Source organism: Ideonella sp. P3_A4 (assembly GCF_056403075.1).
In genome coordinates this window covers 1-18,129 of sequence record NZ_JBFUGE010000076.1, presented here as the reverse complement: position 1 = coordinate 18,129, position 18,129 = coordinate 1, and the positions used below count along the sequence as shown (strand labels likewise).

The following is an 18,129-nucleotide window of genomic DNA, read 5'->3' as shown; positions in this document are numbered from 1 at the left end:
CTCGGCGTCGCTTCGCCCGCCTGGTCAATCTGAGCCAGAACCCGCTCGCCCTCGTCCGGTGTGTGCAACTGCGCCATCAGCGCCTGGCGCTGCCGAGCGCTGAGCTCGTGCAACCGCTTCAACCACCGCTTCCAGTCTTGTTCCTGCATCGCCTTCTCCAGGGAACCCGGCTTGCCGCCGTCTACCTGGCACGATGCACTTCCACTGGCTCATGGCCTGCGCCTGTCACTACTCAATGCGCAAAGAGCCCTTTTTTTGGTCGGTGTGGCGCGCCGCGCTTATTCGCCCAGGTACGCGGCACGCACCTTGGGGTCGTCGAGCAGCTGCTTGGCCGGCCCGCTCATGGTGACCTCGCCGGACTCCATGACGTAGCCGCGGTTGGCCAGGCTGAGGGCACGGCTGGCGTTCTGCTCGACCAGCAGCACGGTGGTGCCTTGCTTGTGGATCGTGTCGACGACCTCGAAGATCTTGTCGACCATGATSGGKCTSAGGCCCATGCTGGGCTCRTCGAGCAGCAGYACCTTGGGCCGGGCCATCAGCGCGCGGCCCATCGCCAGCATCTGCTGCTCACCGCCTGACATGGTGCCGGCCAGCTGCAGCGCGCGTTCCTTSARSCGCGGGAAGATGCCGAACACCTTCTCGATGTCGGCCGCGATCTCGGCCTTGTCGTTGCGGRTGTAGGCACCCATYTGCAGGTTTTCGGTGATSGTCATGCGGGTGAACGTCCCGCGSCCYTCAGGCACCATCACCAGGCCTTGCCKGGCCAGRTCCCAGGCSCCTTGSCCCTTGATYGGCTTGCCSAKGWAYTCCACCGAGCCRGCGGCGAYCGGCTGGATGCCRGTGATCGCYTTSAGYGTCGTGGTCTTGCCCGCGCCGTTGGCSCCGATGAGACTCACCAGTTCGCCTTGCAGCACCTCGAAGCTCRCGCCCTTGACCGCCTGGATGCCGCCGTAGGCGACCTTCAGSCCRCTGACCTTGAGCATGGTCTGTTGTGTCATGTTGTCGTTCCTTGTGCTCARTGRGCYTTGTGRCCKGCGCCSARATARGCYTCRATGACTTTCTCGTTKCGCTGCACGTCGTACGGCGTGCCCTCGGCGATCTGCTTGCCGTAGTCCAGCACCGTCACCCGGTCGCACAGRCCCATCACCAGCTTCACGTCGTGCTCAATCAGCAGAATGGTTCGGCCGTCCTTGCGGATGCGGTCGATCAGCTCTCTCAAGACCATCTTCTCGGTTGCGTTCATGCCGGCGGCCGGCTCGTCAAGCGCGATCAGCTTAGGGTCGGTGGCCAACGCACGAGCGATCTCCAACCGGCGCTGGTCGCCGTAGGACAAGGTGCGCGCCTTGAACTCGGCGTACTTGCCGATGCCCACGTAGTCGAGCAGCTCCTGCGCGCGCTTGGTGATCTCGGCCTCYTCCTTCTTGAAGCCCGGGGTGCGGAACACCGCGCCGATCAGGCCCGAATGGCTGCGCACATGCCGGCCCACCATCACGTTCTCCAACGCCGTCATCTCGGCAAACAGCCGGATGTTCTGGAAGGTGCGCGCGATGCCGGCCTTGGCCACCTCGTGCACGGTGGTGGGCACGTACGGGTTGCCGCCGAGCTCGAAGGTACCGCCGTCAGGCGTGTACAGCCCGGTGATGACGTTGAAGAAGGTGGTCTTGCCGGCGCCGTTGGGCCCGATCAGGCCATAGACCTGGCCCGGCTCGATCGTGATGCCCACGTCCGACAGGGCCTGCAGGCCRCCAAAGCGCTTGGACACGCCGCTGACTTTGAGAACGCTGTTGCTCATGTTGCTGTTCTCCTCACTTGGCCGCCACGGGTGTCGGCGCCGCCTTGCCGTGCTCGGGCTGCGGCCACAGGCCTCGGGGGCGCAGCAGCATGATCACGATCATCGCCAGCGCGATCAGCAGCTGGCGCAGGATGGCCGCATCCAGCCGCCCGCCGGTGATCTGCTGCAGTGGGCCCGCCACATAGCGCAGCACCTCGGGCAGGGCCGACAGCAGCAAGGCGCCCAGGATCACACCGGGGATGTTGCCCAGGCCACCCAGCACCACCATCGCCACGATCATCACCGACTCCATCAGCGTGAACGACTCGGGCGAGACGAAGCCCTGGAAGGCCGCGAACATCGCACCCGAAACGCCGCCGAAGGTGGCACCCATGCCAAAGGCCAGCAGCTTCAGGTTGCGGGTGTTCAAGCCCATCGCCTTGGCAGCAATCTCGTCTTCGCGAATGGCCATCCAGGCGCGGCCGATGCGTGAATCGGCCAGGTGGCTGCAGACGACCACCGAGCCGATGACCAGCGCCAGGTACAGGTAGTAGTACAGGGCCACCGGTGGCACTTCCAGCTCGCCGATGTGCAGCGTCTTGGCAAAGCTCAAGGGGCCGATGCTCATCGAATCGATCTGGCTGATCCCGCGCGGGCCGTTGGTGATGTTGATCGGGTACTCGAGGTTGTTGATGAAGACGCGGATGATTTCGCCGAAGCCCAGCGTCACGATGGCCAGGTAGTCGCCTCTGAGCTTCAGCGTTGGCGCGCCGAGCACGACGCCGAAGAGCCCCGCCAACCCCGCGGCCAGCGGGATGACAAGCCAGATCGGTGTGTGCAGCCCGTTCGGGAACGCCTCCTTGATCCACGGGAAGTTGTCGGTCAGGTGCGGACTGGCCAAGAGGGCGAACATGTAGGCGCCGACGGCGTAGAAGGCGACATAGCCCAGGTCCAGCAGCCCGGCGTAGCCGACCACGATGTTCAGGCCCAGCGCCAGCAGCACGTACAGCAGCGCCAGCGCCATGATGCGCACCCAGCCCTGGCCGAACTGCGCAGCCACCAGCGGCAGCGCCATCAGCGCCACCGCCGCGATCAGGAAGACGATCAGCTTGGTTTGTTTGCTCATGTTTTGCATGGTGTCCTCCTGATCAAGCCCGGTCTGCCACGCGCTCGCCCATCAGCCCGGACGGCCGCAGCGTGAGCACGAGGATCAGCACGAGGAAAGCGAAGATCTCGACGTACTGGCTGCCGAACACGCCCCCGGTCAACTGGCCGAGGTAGCCGGCGCCGATGGCTTCGATCAGGCCCAAGAGGACCCCGCCGACCATTGCACCGGTCAGGTTGCCGATGCCGCCGAACACCGCGGCCGTGAAGGCCTTCAAGCCCGGCAAGAAACCCATCGAGTGCTGCACGGTGCCATAGTTCATCGCCCACATGATCCCGGCGATAGCCGCCAGCGTGGCGCCGATGATGAAGGTGGCGCTGATGATGTGGTCAGGTCGCACGCCCATCAGGCCGGCCACACGCGGGTTCTCGGCCGTGGCGCGCATCGCGCGGCCGAGCTTGGTCTTGTTGACCAGCCACAGCAGWGCSGCCAGCACCACCACCGTGGTCACCAGGATCACGATCTGCGTCGGCGTGATCACGGGGCCGGCTTCCCACAGGAACAGYGGGTCTTGCGGCAGCAGCGGCGGGTAGGGCTTGGGGTTGGGCTTCCACAGAATCATGGCCAGCGTCTGCAGCAGCAGGCTCATRCCCATGGCGGTGATCAGCGGGGCCAGGCGCGGTGCGTTGCGCAGCGGCCGGTAGGCGATCTTCTCGACCGCGAAGTTCAGMGCCGAGCAMGCGATGATSGCYGCCACSARCGAGATCAGCAGCARCACCCAGCCYGGCCAGCCGSTGTCGGCCAAGGCYTGCACCACCGTCCAGCTCGTCAGCGCCCCCACCATCAGKATCTCGCCGTGCGCAAAGTTGATCAGCGAGATGATCCCGTACACCATCGTGTACCCCAGCGCGACCAGCGCGTACATGCTYCCCAATACCAAGCCGTTGATGATCTGTTGTACGAAGATGTCCATTGAGTTGCTTTCGCTTCAGCCGTTTCCGGCCACAGCGGCTGATAGAGCACAGGTTGTGCCAACATGTTTTTTCCGCGGGTAAGCCCGAAGAAAAAGGGCCCGATGGACCCCATTTCGAGTCCTTGAGCCCGACAGGGGTGGACAAACAGGGCGGAAATCCGCACTGGGGCAAAAGTACCCGTGTGGATTTCCGCCCACCGCGTTTGGCGGCCGTTTTCGGGCCGCTTTCAAGGCCTTCAGCGATGCACCGAAGCCACGGGCTTTGACCCACGGGCGGGCGCGAGTTGGGCACACTACGGTGCCTGATGCCGACCCCTGCCTCTCTTTCGCCCCGCACTTTGCAGCTGCAGCGGGCGGCCCCGCAATTGATTGCCTTGCTGACCGTGGCGCTTGTCCTGGTCGGCATGGTGATGGGCTACCGCATCAGCGAACGCAGTGGCCTGTCCGATCTCGCGGCGGTGGCCAGCGAACGTCTTGAGCTGTACGCCTCGAACCTCGAAACCGAACTCGCGCGCTACGCCTACCTGCCTAGTTTGATCGCGATCGACGAGGACGTGCAGGCACTGCTCGACGATCCACACAACGCGCAGGTTCAGCAGCGTGCACGCCTGAAGCTGGCTCGCGTGAACGTGCGCGCCGGCTCGATCCTGATCTTCGTGACCGCGGCCGATGGTGAGGCGCTGGCCGCCAGCAACGGCTACCAGCGCCATGGTGGTGACGTGCCCGGCGGGCGCACGTCGCTGCCCGAAGCCGCGCGCAACCTGGGTGAAGACGCGCCGGATTTTTTTGCCTCGAATGAGGCCGACGGCACGACCGACTACTACTTCGTGCACCCGGTGCGCCGTTCGGGCAGTTACCGCGGTCACATCGTCGTCAAGGTGAGCCTGGCGCCGCTGGAGGCCACTTGGGTCGACCTGGGCCTGCGCTCGCAAAGCGAGAAGCTGCTGGTGGTCGACCAGAACGACGTGGTCATCATGTCGTCGGTGCCGGCGTGGAAGTACCGCATGCTGGGTTCGGTCAATGTCGAGGCGCTGCAGTCTTCCGGCCGTTATGTCGGTGCCACGCTCGCGCCCTTGGGCATGTCGGTCGAGCGCAGTGCGCAGTCCGGCTCGACCGTGGTGCGGCTGGCCGACGTGCAAAGCGCCGGCCACAGCCTGCACCTGGCGCAAGAACGGCCGGTGGTGCCCCTGGCGGTGCGGCTGATGACCTTGTCTGACCCGGCAGATGTGTGGCGCCAGGCGCGTTATGCCGCGTGGGGCGGCGGGGCCGGCGGTGCGGTGCTGGGCCTGCTGGCGCTGTATTGGCTGCACCGCCGGCGCGCGTTGCGGCAGCTGTTCAAGGCGCGCAATGCGCTGCAGCAAGCGCACGACCAGCTCGAACGGCAGGTGGACGAACGCACACATGAACTGCGCACGACCAACGACGAGCTGAAGCGCCAGATTGCGCAGCGCCTGCAGGCTGAAGACGAGTTGATGCAGGCCGGCAAGCTGGCGGTGCTGGGCCAGATGTCGGCCGGCATTTCGCACGAGATCAATCAGCCTTTGACGGCGCTGCGCGCGCTGTCGCGCAACACCGCGCTGCTTCTGCAAAGCGGCCGCACGCAGGCGGTGGCCGACAACCTGAAGGCGATTGACGACATGGCTGAGCGCATGGGCCGCATCACGCTGCAGCTGAAGTCGTTTGCGCGCAAAGGCGGCAGCACCGCGCAGCCGGTCAACCTGACTTCCGCGGTGGCCAACGTGCTGCTGCTGCTCGAACACCGGTTGCGCATCGAGCGCATCCACGTGAAGGTGGACGTGCCCGACACGCTGCGGGTGCGGGCCGACACCAACCGACTGGAGCAGGTGCTGCTGAACCTGTTCACCAACGCGCTGGACGCGATGGCATCCACGCCCGAGAAGCAGCTCACGGTCAGTGCCCGTGTCGACGACGAGCGCGTCACCGTGCAGGTGGCCGACAGTGGCGAAGGCATGCCCGAGGCCAACCTCGAACGCTTGTTCGAGCCGTTTTTCACCACCAAGCCGGCTGGCCAAGGCCTGGGCCTCGGCTTGGTGATTTCATCGAAGATCGTGCGCGAATTCGGCGGCACGCTGCGCGCGCAGCCCGCCGATCAAGGCATGGTGTTTGAATTCGATCTGGAAGCTGCCAGCAAGGAGGCATATGTTTGAGGGATTCAAGGTCCTCTTCGTCGAAGACGACCCGCCGGTGCGGATGAGCCTGGCGCAGACGCTGGAGCTGGCCGGGTTGGACGTGCAGCCTTGCGGCTCGGCCGAAGAGGCGCTGCCGCATGTCGCACCCGGTGCCCAGCTGATCGTCGTTACCGACGTGCGGCTGCCCGGCATGGACGGACTGGCCCTGCTGGACCATGTGGTCGCGACCGACCCGGGCATCCCGGTGGTGCTGATCACCGCGCATGGCGATGTCTCGATGGCCGTGCGGGCGATGCGCGCAGGCGCCTACGACTTCATCGAGAAGCCGTTTGCGCCGGAGCGATTTGTCGACACGGTCTTGCGTGCGCTGGACAAGCGTGTGCTGCGCGTGGCGCTGGACGACCTGCGCGCCCAGTTGCAAAGCCGCAGCGGCATCGAATCAGTGCTGCTGGGCAATTCGCCGGTGATGCAGGAGCTGCGGCGCAAGATCGTGCGCCTGGCCGATACATCGGCCGACGTGATGATCCTCGGCGAAACGGGCACTGGCAAGGAGCTGGTCGCGCGCTGCCTGCACGACCACAGCAACCGGCGCGACCGCAACTTTGTCGCGATCAACTGCGGCGGCCTGCCCGAGACGCTGTTCGAGAGCGAGCTGATCGGCCACGAGCCGGGCGCGTTCACCTCGGCAGCCAAGCGCCGCATCGGCAAGATCGAGCACGCCAACGGCGGCACGCTGCTGCTCGACGAGATCGAGACCATGCCGATGCAGATGCAGATCAAGCTGCTGCGCATCCTGCAGGAACGCAAGATCGAGCGCCTGGGCTCGAACGAAGAGGTGCCGGTCAACCTGCGTGTCGTGGCCGCCACCAAGTGCGACCTGCGCGCACTGAGCGACGAAGGCAAGTTCCGCGGCGACCTGTACTACCGCCTGAACGTGGCGGTGCTCGAGCTGCCGTCGCTGCGCGAGCGCCRCGAGGACATTCCGCTGCTGTTCGAGCACTTCGCCGGCCAGGCCAGCGCGCGCTATGGCTTGGCCCCGCCCGAGATGACGCCCGAGAAGCTGCGCGAGCTGATGGCGCACGACTGGCCCGGCAACGTGCGCGAGATCCGCAACGCGGCGGACCGTTTTGTGCTCGAGATCGGTGACCTGACCACCGCCACGACCGGCGTGGCCCCGGTCACGCTGGCGCAGCAGATGGACAAGGTCGAGAAGGCGCTGATCGAGCAGGCGCTGCGCCAGCACCAGGGCCGCATGCCCAAGGTGATGGAGTCACTGGGCATTGCGAAGAAGACGCTCTACGACAAGCTGCACCGGCACGACATCGACGCTGACCGGTTCCGCTAGCGCGTTGGCGGCGAGGGGGCGTCGCGGCATGCGCAGGCCACCGGCGCGGGCCGACGGCCTGCGCATGAGTGATCAGTCCATGGGCGTGAGCAGCACCACTTCGAAGTCGCCGTGGAGTTTAGGTAGTTAACTAACGCGCTTAAATTCGCGTCTGTACCAAACACCGACTGACCATCAACGGTCAGGACGGCTTGTGTGCAGGCCCTAGCGGTAATCTTGCGGATCCGGCGAATCGGTCGGCTGCCGGATGGCGCGCAGCAAGGGCTCGCTCATCGGCATGCGCAGGTTGATCCCTTTGGGCGGGATCGGCGACATGAACCACTTGCTGTAGATCGAGTAGACCTCGCCGCTGCGGTACATCGCCATCAGGGTGTCATCGACCAGTTGCTTGAACGCGGCGTCGTCGCGTGGCAGGCCGATGCCGTAGGGCTCGATCGACAGCGTGTCGTCAGAGACGGTGTAGTCGGCCGGATTCGGGGCGGTGGCAATCAGGCTGCGCAGCAGCACGTCGTCCATCGCAAAAGCGGCCGCGCGGTCGGCCTGCACCATCTGGAAGGCGTCGGTGTCGTCCTGGCCGGCAACGATTTTCATGTCCAGCTTCAACGCTTCGTTGAGGTTGTTCAGGTAGCGGATGCTGGTGGTGGCAATGGTCGAGGCCACGACCTTGCCGCGCAGGTCGTCCAGCGTGTGGATTTCGCTTTCCTTCTTGGCCAGCAGCCGGCTGGCCGCGACGAAGGTGGTGATCGAGAACGACTGGGTTTTCTGCCGCTCGGCCGTGTTGGTGGTCACGCCGCATTCGAGATCGACCGTGCCGTTGGCCACCAGCGGCATGCGGGTGGCCGAGCTGACGGCGACCAGCTTGACCTCGAGGTCGCGCAGCTCGAGCTTGTGGCGAATCGACTCGACCACCTTCTGGCACAGGTCGACCGAGTAGCCGACCGGGCGCAGCTTGGCATCCAGGTACGAGAACGGGACCGAGGTCAGCCGATGGCCCAGCACGATGACGCCGGTGTCGCGGATCTTGCGCAGCACGGCCGAACCGGCGAATGCCGACGAAGCGGAAGAGGCGGGCACCGGTGCACTTGGCGGGGCCGAGGCGGGCGCGGTGGCTGCGGGGCCGGCGAACAGCGCCGCCAAGACGGCCAGCGCCGCGCCAAGAGGTCTTCGAGCCAGAAACGTCATCGGGCCGCCATGATAGTGGCACCCGCTGTAGGGCTATTTCGAGGGCTCGGGGTCGGCAGCGACAGCGTCTCGATGCGCCACCACGCTGGCAGCAAGCGGCGCACGTCGGCGCGGCGAAAGCGCTCGTCGATCAGGTGCACGCTGCCGCGGTCGGTCGGTGTGCGCAGCACCCGCCCGGCGGCTTGCACCACCTTGCGCAGGCCGGGGTAGAGGTAGGCGTATTCGAAGCCGGCACCGAAGCGCTGTTCGAGCCGCTCGCGCAAGGCTTCGTTGACCGGGTTGAGCTGCGGCAGCCCGAGCGTTGCGATCACCGCGCCGATCAGGCGGGAGCCTGGCAGGTCGATGCCCTCGGCGAACGAGCCGCCGAGCACCGCGAAGCCGACGCCACGCCCCTGCGGCACAAAGCGATCGAGAAAAGCCCGGCGCGCGGTCTCGTCCATCTGCCGGGTTTGCTGCCACGTCGGCACCTCGCCGTGGCGGGCCTCGAACTCGGTGGCGACCTGCTGCAGGTAGTCGAAGCTGCTGAAGAAGGCCAGATAGTTGCCGGGCTCTTGCTCGAACTGGCGATGGATCAGCTCAGCAATTGGCGCGACGCTGTCGGCGCGCCGGCTGTAGCGGGTCGACACCGTCGGCACGATGCGGACCTTCAGTTGCTCCGCTGAAAAGGCAGAGGCCACGTCGAGCCACACGGTGTTCTCGGGCAGGCCCAGAGTGTCGGCATAGAACTGCGTCGGTGCCAGCGTGGCCGAGAACAGCACCACGCTGCGAGCCGCGGTGAAGCGCGGCTGCAGGAAGTCTGCCGGGGTGACGTTGCGCACGCAAACAGTTGACTGCGCTGCCCGCCGCTGCCTGGTGGATGGCGCGCAGGTCGCCACGTCGACCAGCGAATGCGAGGCATCGAATGATTCGCACAGGCGCTGGTAGTGCAGCGCCGCCCAGTGAAACTCCAGCAGTGCAGTGGGCAGCGCATGCGGCCCTTGCACGCCGTCTGCCAGCAGGTCACCGATGGCTTGGGTGCAGTTCGCGAGCGCCAGCCCCAGTGCAGCCGGTGGTTGAGGCACGACTTGGTAGGCCTGCGGCTGCTCACGCGCCAAAGCACGCCAGGCCCGGGCCACACGCTCGATCGGCTTCTTCAACTCGGCCGGCGCCACCGCGCGCGCCGCGGCGAACAGGGCCCAGTCCAGCTCGGCCGTGTAGCAGCTGCGAGCGCGTTCGACCAGGTTGTGGGCTTCGTCGACCAGCACCGCCACACGCCAGCCGTGGATCAGCGTCGACGCATGCAGCGAGGCGCTGATGTCGAAGAAGTGGTTGTAGTCGCCGACGACCACGTCGGCCCAGCGGGCCATCTCCTGGCCCAGGTAATAGGGGCACACCGTGTGGCGCTCGGCCACGTCTTGCAATGCTTGTTTGGACAACGCGCTTCCCAGACGCGCTGCTTCGCTGCGCGCCGCCGGCAGGCGGTCATAGAAGCCTTTGGCCAGCGGGCAGGACTCGGGGTGGCATTCCTTGTCAGGGTGCACGCAGGCCTTGTCGCGCGCCACCAGTTCGACCACGCGCAATGGTTTGGCGCCCGATGCCCGAATCGAGCCCAGCGCATCCAACGCAACGCCGCGCCCGGAGCCCTTGGCGGTCAGGAAGAAGACCTTGTCCAGCGATTGCTCGGGCATCGCCTTCAGCAGTGGAAACAGCGTGCCCACCGTCTTGCCGATGCCTGTCGGCGCTTGCGCCGCCAGGCAGTGGCCATGGCGCGCAGCGCGGAACACGGCCTCGGCCAACGCGCGCTGACCTTCACGAAATGTGCCGTGCAGAAAGGGGAGTTGAGTCAAGCTGGCATCACGCTGCGCGCGGTGCGCCGCTTCGCTTTCGGCCCAGGCCATGTAGCGCTCGCACAGCGTGTGGAAGAAGTGCTGCAACTCGGCGGCGTCCAGCCGCTGCATCAGCGGCGGCGCTTCTTCCTGCCGATCGGCGTGGAAGTAAACCAGCGCCACATTCCAGGCGCTCGCCTGATGCTTCTCGCACAGCAGCCAGGCGTAGACCTTGGCCTGTGCCCAATGCAGGTCGCGCTGGTTGACGGGCATGCGGGCCAATGAGCCGCGGTAGGTCTTGATCTCTTCGACCAGCTGGCGCTCGGCATCCACACCATCGGCACGGCCGCGGACCACGAGATGCCGATGCGCGCCTTGCAGGCCCACTTCGGCGCGGTAGCCCTTGCCGCGCGACTGCACCACGCTGCGGTGCCCAGCCTGCCCTTGCTCCGCCGTAGGCGAGGGCGTGAACCGCGCGTCCAGGTCACCATGCTTGGCCGCGAATTCGCACAGCGTGCGAACGGCAACGGTCAATGGCGGTGTGGGGGCAGGGCAGGCGTCGGCGTGGTCGCCGGGCGGTGCTTCGGGCATCGAACCAATCGAAAGCGATTCTGTATGTTTATACAGTATCGCTCCTGTCGGGCTCAAGGCCCCGACTTTCTCAGTCGACAGTGGCCAGCGCTGCTGCCGGCGTGGGTATGGCCGCCGCCGAGGCGTGCAAGGTCTCGGCCTTCGGCTTGGGCAGGCTGCACTTGCGGTGGATCAGGTCGCTGCGCGCGAACAGCTCGGCCACCCAGTCGACGAACACGCGCAGCTTCGCGCTCAGGTGGCGGTTGGGCGGGTAGACCACGTGCAGCGGCACCGAGTCGGCGCACCAGTCCAACAGCAGAGGCTGCAACGCGCCCGAAGCCAGGTAGGGCGCGGCCTGGAAGGTGGACACCCGCACGATGCCCAGCCCGGCCAGGCCGGCGGCCAGGTTGGCGCTCGAGTCGTTGACCGACAACGCATGGCGGCCATGCACCTCGAGCTTCTCGCCGTCCTTGGCGAAGGTGAAGGGGTAGATGCGGCCGGTGCGGTGCCCGAAATGGTTGACGACCGTGTGGCCTTCGTCTTCGAGATCGTTCGGGTGCAGTGGCGTGCCGTGGCGCTTCAGGTATTCGGGTGACGCGCAGATGATCAGATGAAAGTCGCCGATGCGGCGCGCGACCAGCGACTGGTCGGTGATCTCGCCGCCGCGCAACACGCAGTCAACGTTCTCGCCGATCAGGTCCACTGGGCGGTCGCTGACGCCCATGTCGATCTGGATGTGCGGAAAGCGCGCATAGAAATCCGGCAGCGCCGGGATCACCAGCAACTGCGCAACGGTAGAGCCCACGTCGATTCGCAAGCGCCCACGTGGGCTGACCTTGGCGCGCGACATGCTCGACTCGAGCTCATCGATTTCGCCCAGCAATCGCACCGCGCGGTCGTAGTAGGCGGCGCCATCGGGCGTCACCGTCACGCGCCGCGTCGTGCGCTTGAGCAATTGGGTTTCGAGCTCTGCTTCGAGCGATTGCACCAGGCGCGTGACAGTCGGCTTGGGCAGTGACAACGTGTCGGCGGCCTTGGTGAAGGTGCCGGCTTCAACGACCCGCACAAAGGCCTGCATGGCGGCCAGCTTGTCCATTCGATCTCCAGTTCGGTCTGCGGTGCATTGTTCTTCGGCTTGAAATAGTCCTTGAGCTGCGGGGCTATTTGTTGGCGGGCAGGGGCGCCCTATCTTCCATGCACCGAAGTCAGCATGAGCACCCCCGCAATGTCCGGCACCGCCGATTCCCTGTTGGCCGACCCTGAACCGCTGTCGATTCCGATCGGCGATGGGGTCGATTGCGCCGCGTGGCTGTACCGCGCGGTTGCAGCGAATGCGCCATTGGTGCTGCATTTGCACGCCGGTGCATTTGTCAGTGCACCGAGTGAGGGCGTGCCCTGCGTCGTGCGGCTGCTGCACAGTGCCGGTGCTGCGGTGGTGTCACTGCAATACCCGCTGGCGCCGGAGCATCCATTCCCCCGCGCGGCCGAAGCCGCGCACGCCGCGCTTGAATGTTTGCACAAGCGCCGTCGTGCCTGGGCTGGGGCCGCGTCACGAGTCTTCGTAGCCGGTGAAGAGGCTGGCGGCAACTTGGCAGCAGCCGCGAGCTTGATGGCGCGCGATCGAGCCGGTCCAGCGCTGGCCGGCCAGATCCTTTTCTCGCCGATGCTCGATGTGTGCGTGGCCACCGCGTCGTTGCGGCGCGCGCAGGCCGGCCCTGTGGGCTGCCGTTGGGCCGATGGTTGGCACGACTATCTGCCGCACGCCAACGACGCGTTGCACCCGTATGCAACTCCAGGGGCCGCTGCGCGCCTGGCTGGTCTGCCGCCCACCTTGTTGTTCAGTGCGGCCGACGACCCATTCCGCGATGAAGCGACGGCCTTCGCCAGCCGTCTGCGAGGCGAGGGTGTGCCGGTCGTGCGCCTGATGTTGCCGCCACCGACACACTTTCCGACGCCCTTCATGGAGGCGCCGCCGCAATGCGACCCGGCCTGGGTGGCCGTGGCACGTGAGCGCTTGCGCCTGTTCATGCATGGGCTGCCGACCGAACACCCGAAGAACTGAACGACATCCACAGGAGAGAACCCCATGAATTCGCCCGCCCCGAAGCAAGCGCGCTCGCGCAAGACCACCGCCTGGACCATCAGCGCCGCGCTCGCGGCAGTGGCCGCCGTGCCGATCACCATCTTCGGCCTGCATGGCAGCCCCGCGGTTGCCAATGCACCGGCTGCTGCACCGCCGGCTACGCCGGTGTCTGTGGCCACCGTGGCGCAAAGCCAAGTCGCGGCGTGGGACGAGTTCTCGGGCCGGCTCGAAGCGGTCGAGCGGGTCGAAATCCGCTCGCGCGCGGCCGGCACGGTGCAGGCACTGCACTTCCGTGAAGGCTCGCTCGTGAAGGCCGGCGATCTGCTGGCCACCATCGACCCGGCACCCTACAAGGCCGATGTCGATCGTGCTGAAGCGCAGACTGCAGCGGCGCAAGCCCGCGTGACCCACCTGCAAAGCGAGCATGCGCGTGCTGAACGCTTGTGGGAAGAGCAGGCCATTGCGCAACGTGAGCTGGACGAACGCACCAACGCGCTGCGCGAAGCCCAAGCCAACCTGCGCGCCGCACAGGCCGCACTGCAAACGGCGCAGCTCAACCTCGGCTACACGCAGGTGCGTGCACCGATCGCAGGCCGCATCGGCAAGATCGAGGTCACGGTCGGCAATCTGGTGGCGGCTGGTCCCGGCGCGCCGGTGCTGACGACGCTGGTCTCGGTGAGCCCGATCTACGCCAGCTTCGATGCAGACGAGCAGCTGATCACCCGTGCGTTGAAAGACCTGCCTGGCGGTGCCAGCGCTCGCGCCCACATCGAGCGCATCCCCGTCGAACTGGGCACGGCCGGCAGCACCGACACGCCGTACCGCGGCCAACTGCAGCTGGTCGACAACCAGGTCGATGCGAAGAGCGGCACGGTGCGCGTGCGCGCCAAGTTCGACAACGCCGATGGCGCGCTGATGCCTGGCCAGTTCGCACGGCTGCGCATGGGCCACGCCAGCACCGCACCGGCGCTGCTGATCAACGAGCGTGCGGTTGGCACCGACCAGAACAAGCGCTTCGTGATCGTCGTCGACAAGGGCGACGTGGCCGCCTACCGCGAGGTGACGCTGGGCGCCTCGGTCAACGGCCTGCGCATCGTGACGGCTGGCCTGCAGCCGGGCGAGCGCATCGTCGTCAACGGCGTGCAGCGCGTGAGGCCAGGCTCCTTGCTCGCGCCGCAGAACGTGGCGATGGACGCGAAGCCCGAGCTGCACGCCGAACGCAGCGGCGCCAAGCCGTCTTGAACGAACAGAACAACAAGGGAGTCTTCCCGTGAACTTATCCAAATTTTTCATCGACCGGCCGATCTTCGCCGGCGTGCTCTCGCTGCTGATGTTGATCGCCGGCCTGATCGCACTCAAGGCCTTGCCGATCTCCGAGTACCCCGAGGTCGTGCCACCGTCGGTCGTCGTGCGTGCGCAGTACCCGGGCGCCAACCCGAAGGTGATTGCCGAGACGGTGGCGACACCACTCGAAGAGGCCATCAACGGCGTCGAAGGCATGCTCTACATGGGCAGCCAGGCGACGACCGACGGCCTGATGACGCTGACCGTGACCTTCAAGCTCGGCACCGACCCCGACAAGGCGCAGCAGTTGGTGCAGAACCGCGTCTCGCAGTCCGAGCCGCGGCTGCCTGAAGAGGTGCGCCGGCTCGGCGTGACGACCGTCAAGAGCGCACCTGACCTGACGATGGTAGTGCACTTGTTGTCACCCAACGAGCGCTATGACATGACCTACCTGCGCAACTACGCAGTGCTCAATGTCAAAGACAGGCTGGCACGCGTGCAGGGTGTCGGCCAGGTGCTGCTGTTCGGCTCGGGTGACTACTCGATGCGCGTCTGGCTCGACCCGCAGAAGGTCGCGCAGCGCGGCCTCTCGGCTGGTGACGTGGTGCGCGCGATCCGCGAGCAGAACGTGCAGGCTGCGGCGGGTGTGGTCGGCGCTTCGCCGGGGCTGCCGGGTGTCGACCTGCAGCTGTCGATCAACGCGCAAGGCCGTCTGCAAACCGAAGAGGAGTTTGCCGACATCATCGTCAAGACCGGCGCCGATGGCGCGGTGACGCGGCTGGGCGACGTGGCCCGACTGGAGCTCGGTGCGTCCGAATACGCGCTGCGCTCGCTGCTGGACAACAAGCCGGCGGTGGCGATCCCGATCTTCCAGGCGCCGGGCTCGAACGCGATCGAGATCTCGAACCAGGTTCGCGCCACGATGGCGGAGCTGAAGAAGGCGATGCCCGAGGGCGTGGACTACCGCATCGTCTATGACCCGACGCAGTTCGTGCGCGCGTCGATCGAGTCGGTGATCCACACGCTGCTCGAAGCGATTGCGCTGGTGGTGCTGGTCGTGATCCTGTTCCTGCAGACCTGGCGTGCGTCGATCATTCCGCTGCTGGCGGTGCCGGTGTCGGTGATCGGCAGCTTCGCGGTGATGCACCTGTTCGGCTTCTCGATCAACGCGTTGAGCCTGTTCGGCCTGGTGCTGGCGATCGGCATCGTCGTCGACGATGCGATCGTGGTGGTCGAGAACGTCGAGCGCAACATTGCCTCGGGGCTGAGCCCACGTGACGCGACTTACCGTGCGATGCGCGAGGTGTCGGGCCCGATCATCGCAATCGCGCTGGTGCTGATCGCCGTGTTCGTGCCGCTGGCCTTCATCAGCGGCCTGACGGGGCAGTTCTACCGCCAGTTCGCGCTGACGATAGCGATCTCGACGGTGATCTCGGCGATCAACTCACTCACACTCTCGCCTGCCTTGTCGGCCCTGCTGCTGCAAAAGCACGGTGCGCCGAAGGATGCGCTGACGCGTGCGATGGACCGCGGCTTCGGCTGGCTGTTCCGCGGCTTCAACCGTTTCTTTGGCCGCAGTGCCGAGCGCTACAGCGGCGGCGTGCAGCGGGTGGTCTCGCGCAAGGCGCTGATGATCGGCATGTACCTGGTGCTGGCGCTGTTGACAGGGCTGCTGTTTCGCAGCGTGCCCAGCGGCTTTGTGCCGGCCCAGGACAAGCAGTACCTGATCGGCTTCGCGCAGTTGCCTGACGGCGCGACGCTGGACCGCACGGAAGAGGTGATCCGCCGCATGGGCGAGATCGCGCTGAAGCAGCCCGGCATCGAAAGCGCGATTGCCTTCCCCGGTCTGTCGATCAACGGCTTCACCAACAGCTCGAACTCCGGCATCGTGTTCGTCACGTTGAAGCCGTTTGCCGAACGCCGCTCGCCCGAGCTGCATGGCGCGGCGATCGCCGGCGCGCTGAACCAGCAGTTCGGTGCGATCCAGGACGCGTTCATCGCGATGTTCCCGCCGCCACCGGTGCAGGGGCTGGGCACGACCGGCGGCTTCAAGCTGCAGCTCGAGGACCGTGGCTCGCTGGGCTACGAAGCGCTCGACGGTGCGACCAAGGCCTTCATGGCCAAGGCCTACCAGACGCCGGAGTTGGCGGGCTTGTTCTCGAGCCTGCAGGTCAACGTGCCGCAGTTGTATGCAGACATCGACCGCACCCGCGCCAGGCAGCTGGGCGTGGCGGTGACCGATGTGTTCGACACGATGCAGATCTACCTCGGCAGCCTCTACGTCAACGACTTCAACAAGTTCGGCCGTACCTACTCGGTCCGCGTGCAGGCCGATGCGCCGCACCGCGCGCGGGCTGAAGACGTGGGCCTGCTGAAGGTGCGTTCCGCCAGCGGCGAAATGGTGCCTTTGTCGGCGCTGATGAACGTGAAGCCCAGCTTCGGGCCGGAACGCGCGATGCGCTACAACGGTTTCCTGTCGGCCGACATCAACGGCGGTCCGGCACCGGGCTTCTCGTCCGGCCAGGCGCAGGACGCTGTTGAGCGCATCGCGGCCGAGACGTTGCCACCGGGCATCAGCTACGAATGGACCGAGCTGACCTACCAGGAGATCCTGGCCGGCAATTCGGCGGTGTGGGTCTTCCCGCTCGCGATCCTGCTGGTGTTCCTGGTGCTGGCGGCGTTGTATGAAAGCCTGGCGCTGCCGTTGGCGATCGTGCTGATCGTCCCGATGGGGCTGCTGGCCGCGATGACCGGTGTATGGCTGTCGAAGGGCGACAACAACGTCTTCACGCAGATCGGGTTGATGGTGCTGGTCGGCTTGTCGGCGAAGAACGCGATCCTGATCGTCGAGTTCGCTCGCGAGCTGGAGTTCGCCGGCCGCACGCCGATCCAGGCCGCGATCGAAGCCAGCCGTCTGCGGTTGCGCCCGATCCTGATGACCTCGCTGGCGTTCGTGATGGGCGTGCTACCGCTGGTGCTGTCCACCGGTGCCGGCGCCGAAATGCGCAAGGCGATGGGCATCGCGGTCTTCGCCGGGATGATCGGCGTCACCGCCTTCGGCCTGTTCTTGACGCCGGTGTTCTATGTCGCACTGCGCGCACTGACCGGCAATCGGCCGCTGAAGCTGCATGGCGAGGTGCCGCACCTCGAAGGCTTTGCCGGCAGCGCTGAACCCCAAGGTGGCGGGCCGTTGAAGCACGCGCCGGCCGCCCCGATCTCGAGGCATGAAGCATGAAGAAGAACTTGCAAACCTCTCTGACCTTGTCGGCTCTGGCTTTGGCGTTGTTGATCGCGGGTTGCGCGAGCGCGCCGGCCATCGATCCGGCGGCCTTGCCGGCGGTGCCAGCCGCGTTCAAGGAAGCCGGCGCCCAGTGGGCGCCGACCGCACCGGCCGAGGCCCAGCCACGTGGCGCGTGGTGGCAAGCCTTTGCTGACCCGGTGCTCGACAAGCTGGTCGAACGCGCAGGCGAGCGCAACACCAGCGTGCAGGCCGCCGCGGCGCGCCTGGCGCAGGCGAGGGCGCTGCTAGGCAGTGCCAAAGCCGAGCGCTGGCCGCAGGTCGGCGTGTCGGCCGGTGTGCAACGGCTGTCCGGCCCGGACACGGGCTGGCAGCCCGCCAACCTGGGCAGTGCCGGCGTCAGCGTGTCATACGAGGCCGATCTGTTCGGCCGCTTGTCACGCTCGGCTCAGGCCGCCACGCTCGATGCGCAGGCGCGAGACGCTCTGCTTCAGAGTGCACGCCTGATGGCGCAGGCCGATGTGGCGCAGAGCTACTTCCTGCTCCGCGCGTTGGATGTGGAGCGCGGCATCGTCGGCGACACGCTGACCGCACACCGCAACACACTGCGCCTGGTCGAAAGC

Annotated in this window: 13 protein-coding genes; 6 read left to right on the top strand and 7 right to left on the bottom strand. The window is 66.3% G+C overall.

Features of this window, described 5'->3' with window-relative positions; genetic code table 11:
* Positions 1-278: 278 nt before the first annotated feature.
* Genes AC1DYI_RS10265 through AC1DYI_RS10250 form a run of 4 tightly spaced genes read right to left on the bottom strand, consistent with a single transcriptional unit; the run spans position 279 to position 3,849 of the window.
* Positions 279-983, bottom strand: a complete 705-nt coding sequence (locus AC1DYI_RS10265; protein ID WP_477204004.1) for an ABC transporter ATP-binding protein — start codon at positions 981-983, stop codon at positions 279-281.
* Positions 984-1,015: 32 nt separating this feature from the next.
* A complete protein-coding gene (locus tag AC1DYI_RS10260) occupies positions 1,016-1,792 on the bottom strand; it encodes an ABC transporter ATP-binding protein (RefSeq protein ID WP_477204002.1) in 777 nt (258 codons plus the stop codon).
* 13 nt (positions 1,793-1,805) lie between these two features.
* Positions 1,806-2,897, bottom strand: a complete 1,092-nt coding sequence (locus AC1DYI_RS10255) for an ABC transporter permease subunit (RefSeq protein ID WP_477204003.1) — start codon at positions 2,895-2,897, stop codon at positions 1,806-1,808.
* 22 nt (positions 2,898-2,919) lie between these two features.
* On the bottom strand, positions 2,920-3,849 hold the full coding sequence (locus tag AC1DYI_RS10250) for a branched-chain amino acid ABC transporter permease (RefSeq protein ID WP_477204001.1): 930 nt from the start codon (positions 3,847-3,849) through the stop codon (positions 2,920-2,922).
* Between the two features lie 383 nt (positions 3,850-4,232).
* Here AC1DYI_RS10250 and AC1DYI_RS10245 point away from each other — a divergent pair, with 383 nt between their 5' ends.
* Positions 4,233-6,017: a sensor histidine kinase gene (locus AC1DYI_RS10245; protein ID WP_477204000.1), complete on the top strand. Its 1,785-nt coding sequence runs from the start codon at positions 4,233-4,235 to the stop codon at positions 6,015-6,017.
* Positions 6,010-7,344, top strand: coding sequence for a sigma-54-dependent transcriptional regulator (locus tag AC1DYI_RS10240; protein WP_477203999.1), 1,335 nt, complete (start codon positions 6,010-6,012; stop codon positions 7,342-7,344). Before AC1DYI_RS10245 ends, AC1DYI_RS10240 begins: the two co-directional genes overlap by 8 nt.
* 204 nt (positions 7,345-7,548) lie before the next feature.
* On the opposite strand, the gene AC1DYI_RS10235 is transcribed toward AC1DYI_RS10240, so the two are convergent.
* From AC1DYI_RS10235 to AC1DYI_RS10225, 3 genes are all read right to left on the bottom strand, one after another.
* On the bottom strand, positions 7,549-8,526 hold the full coding sequence (locus AC1DYI_RS10235) for an amino acid ABC transporter substrate-binding protein (protein WP_477203998.1): 978 nt from the start codon (positions 8,524-8,526) through the stop codon (positions 7,549-7,551).
* Positions 8,523-10,922 carry an ATP-dependent DNA helicase gene (locus AC1DYI_RS10230; protein ID WP_477203997.1) on the bottom strand — a complete coding sequence of 800 codons (2,400 nt, stop codon included), beginning with the start codon at positions 10,920-10,922 and terminating at the stop codon, positions 8,523-8,525. The genes AC1DYI_RS10235 and AC1DYI_RS10230 overlap by 4 nt, the downstream gene beginning before the upstream one ends.
* A 70-nt stretch (positions 10,923-10,992) precedes the next feature.
* A complete protein-coding gene (locus AC1DYI_RS10225) occupies positions 10,993-11,997 on the bottom strand; it encodes a LysR family transcriptional regulator (RefSeq protein WP_477203996.1) in 1,005 nt (334 codons plus the stop codon).
* A 114-nt stretch (positions 11,998-12,111) separates the two neighbouring features.
* Here AC1DYI_RS10225 and AC1DYI_RS10220 point away from each other — a divergent pair, with 114 nt between their 5' ends.
* From AC1DYI_RS10220 to AC1DYI_RS10205, 4 genes are all read left to right on the top strand, one after another.
* Positions 12,112-12,963: an alpha/beta hydrolase fold domain-containing protein gene (locus AC1DYI_RS10220; protein ID WP_477203995.1), complete on the top strand. Its 852-nt coding sequence runs from the start codon at positions 12,112-12,114 to the stop codon at positions 12,961-12,963.
* 24 nt (positions 12,964-12,987) lie between these two features.
* Positions 12,988-14,226: an efflux RND transporter periplasmic adaptor subunit gene (locus tag AC1DYI_RS10215; protein WP_477203994.1), complete on the top strand. Its 1,239-nt coding sequence runs from the start codon at positions 12,988-12,990 to the stop codon at positions 14,224-14,226.
* 28 nt (positions 14,227-14,254) lie between these two features.
* Entirely contained in the window at positions 14,255-17,503 is a 3,249-nt protein-coding gene (locus tag AC1DYI_RS10210; protein WP_477203993.1) for an efflux RND transporter permease subunit, read from the top strand.
* An 8-nt stretch (positions 17,504-17,511) separates the two neighbouring features.
* The coding region (locus AC1DYI_RS10205; protein ID WP_477203992.1) for a TolC family protein at positions 17,512-18,129 on the top strand (618 nt) is incomplete at its 3' end.

Bases quoted from the DNA above. Each gene is read 5' to 3' on its own strand.
- AC1DYI_RS10230 (WP_477203997.1), bottom strand. From the start codon at position 10,922: ATGCCCGAAGCACCGCCCGGCGACCACGCCGACGCCTGCCCTGCCCCC.
- AC1DYI_RS10255 (WP_477204003.1), bottom strand. From the start codon at position 2,897: ATGAGCAAACAAACCAAGCTGATCGTCTTCCTGATCGCGGCGGTGGCG.
- AC1DYI_RS10215 (WP_477203994.1), top strand. From the start codon at position 12,988: ATGAATTCGCCCGCCCCGAAGCAAGCGCGCTCGCGCAAGACCACCGCC.
- AC1DYI_RS10235 (WP_477203998.1), bottom strand. From the start codon at position 8,526: ATGACGTTTCTGGCTCGAAGACCTCTTGGCGCGGCGCTGGCCGTCTTG.
- AC1DYI_RS10225 (WP_477203996.1), bottom strand. From the start codon at position 11,997: ATGGACAAGCTGGCCGCCATGCAGGCCTTTGTGCGGGTCGTTGAAGCC.
- AC1DYI_RS10220 (WP_477203995.1), top strand. From the start codon at position 12,112: ATGAGCACCCCCGCAATGTCCGGCACCGCCGATTCCCTGTTGGCCGAC.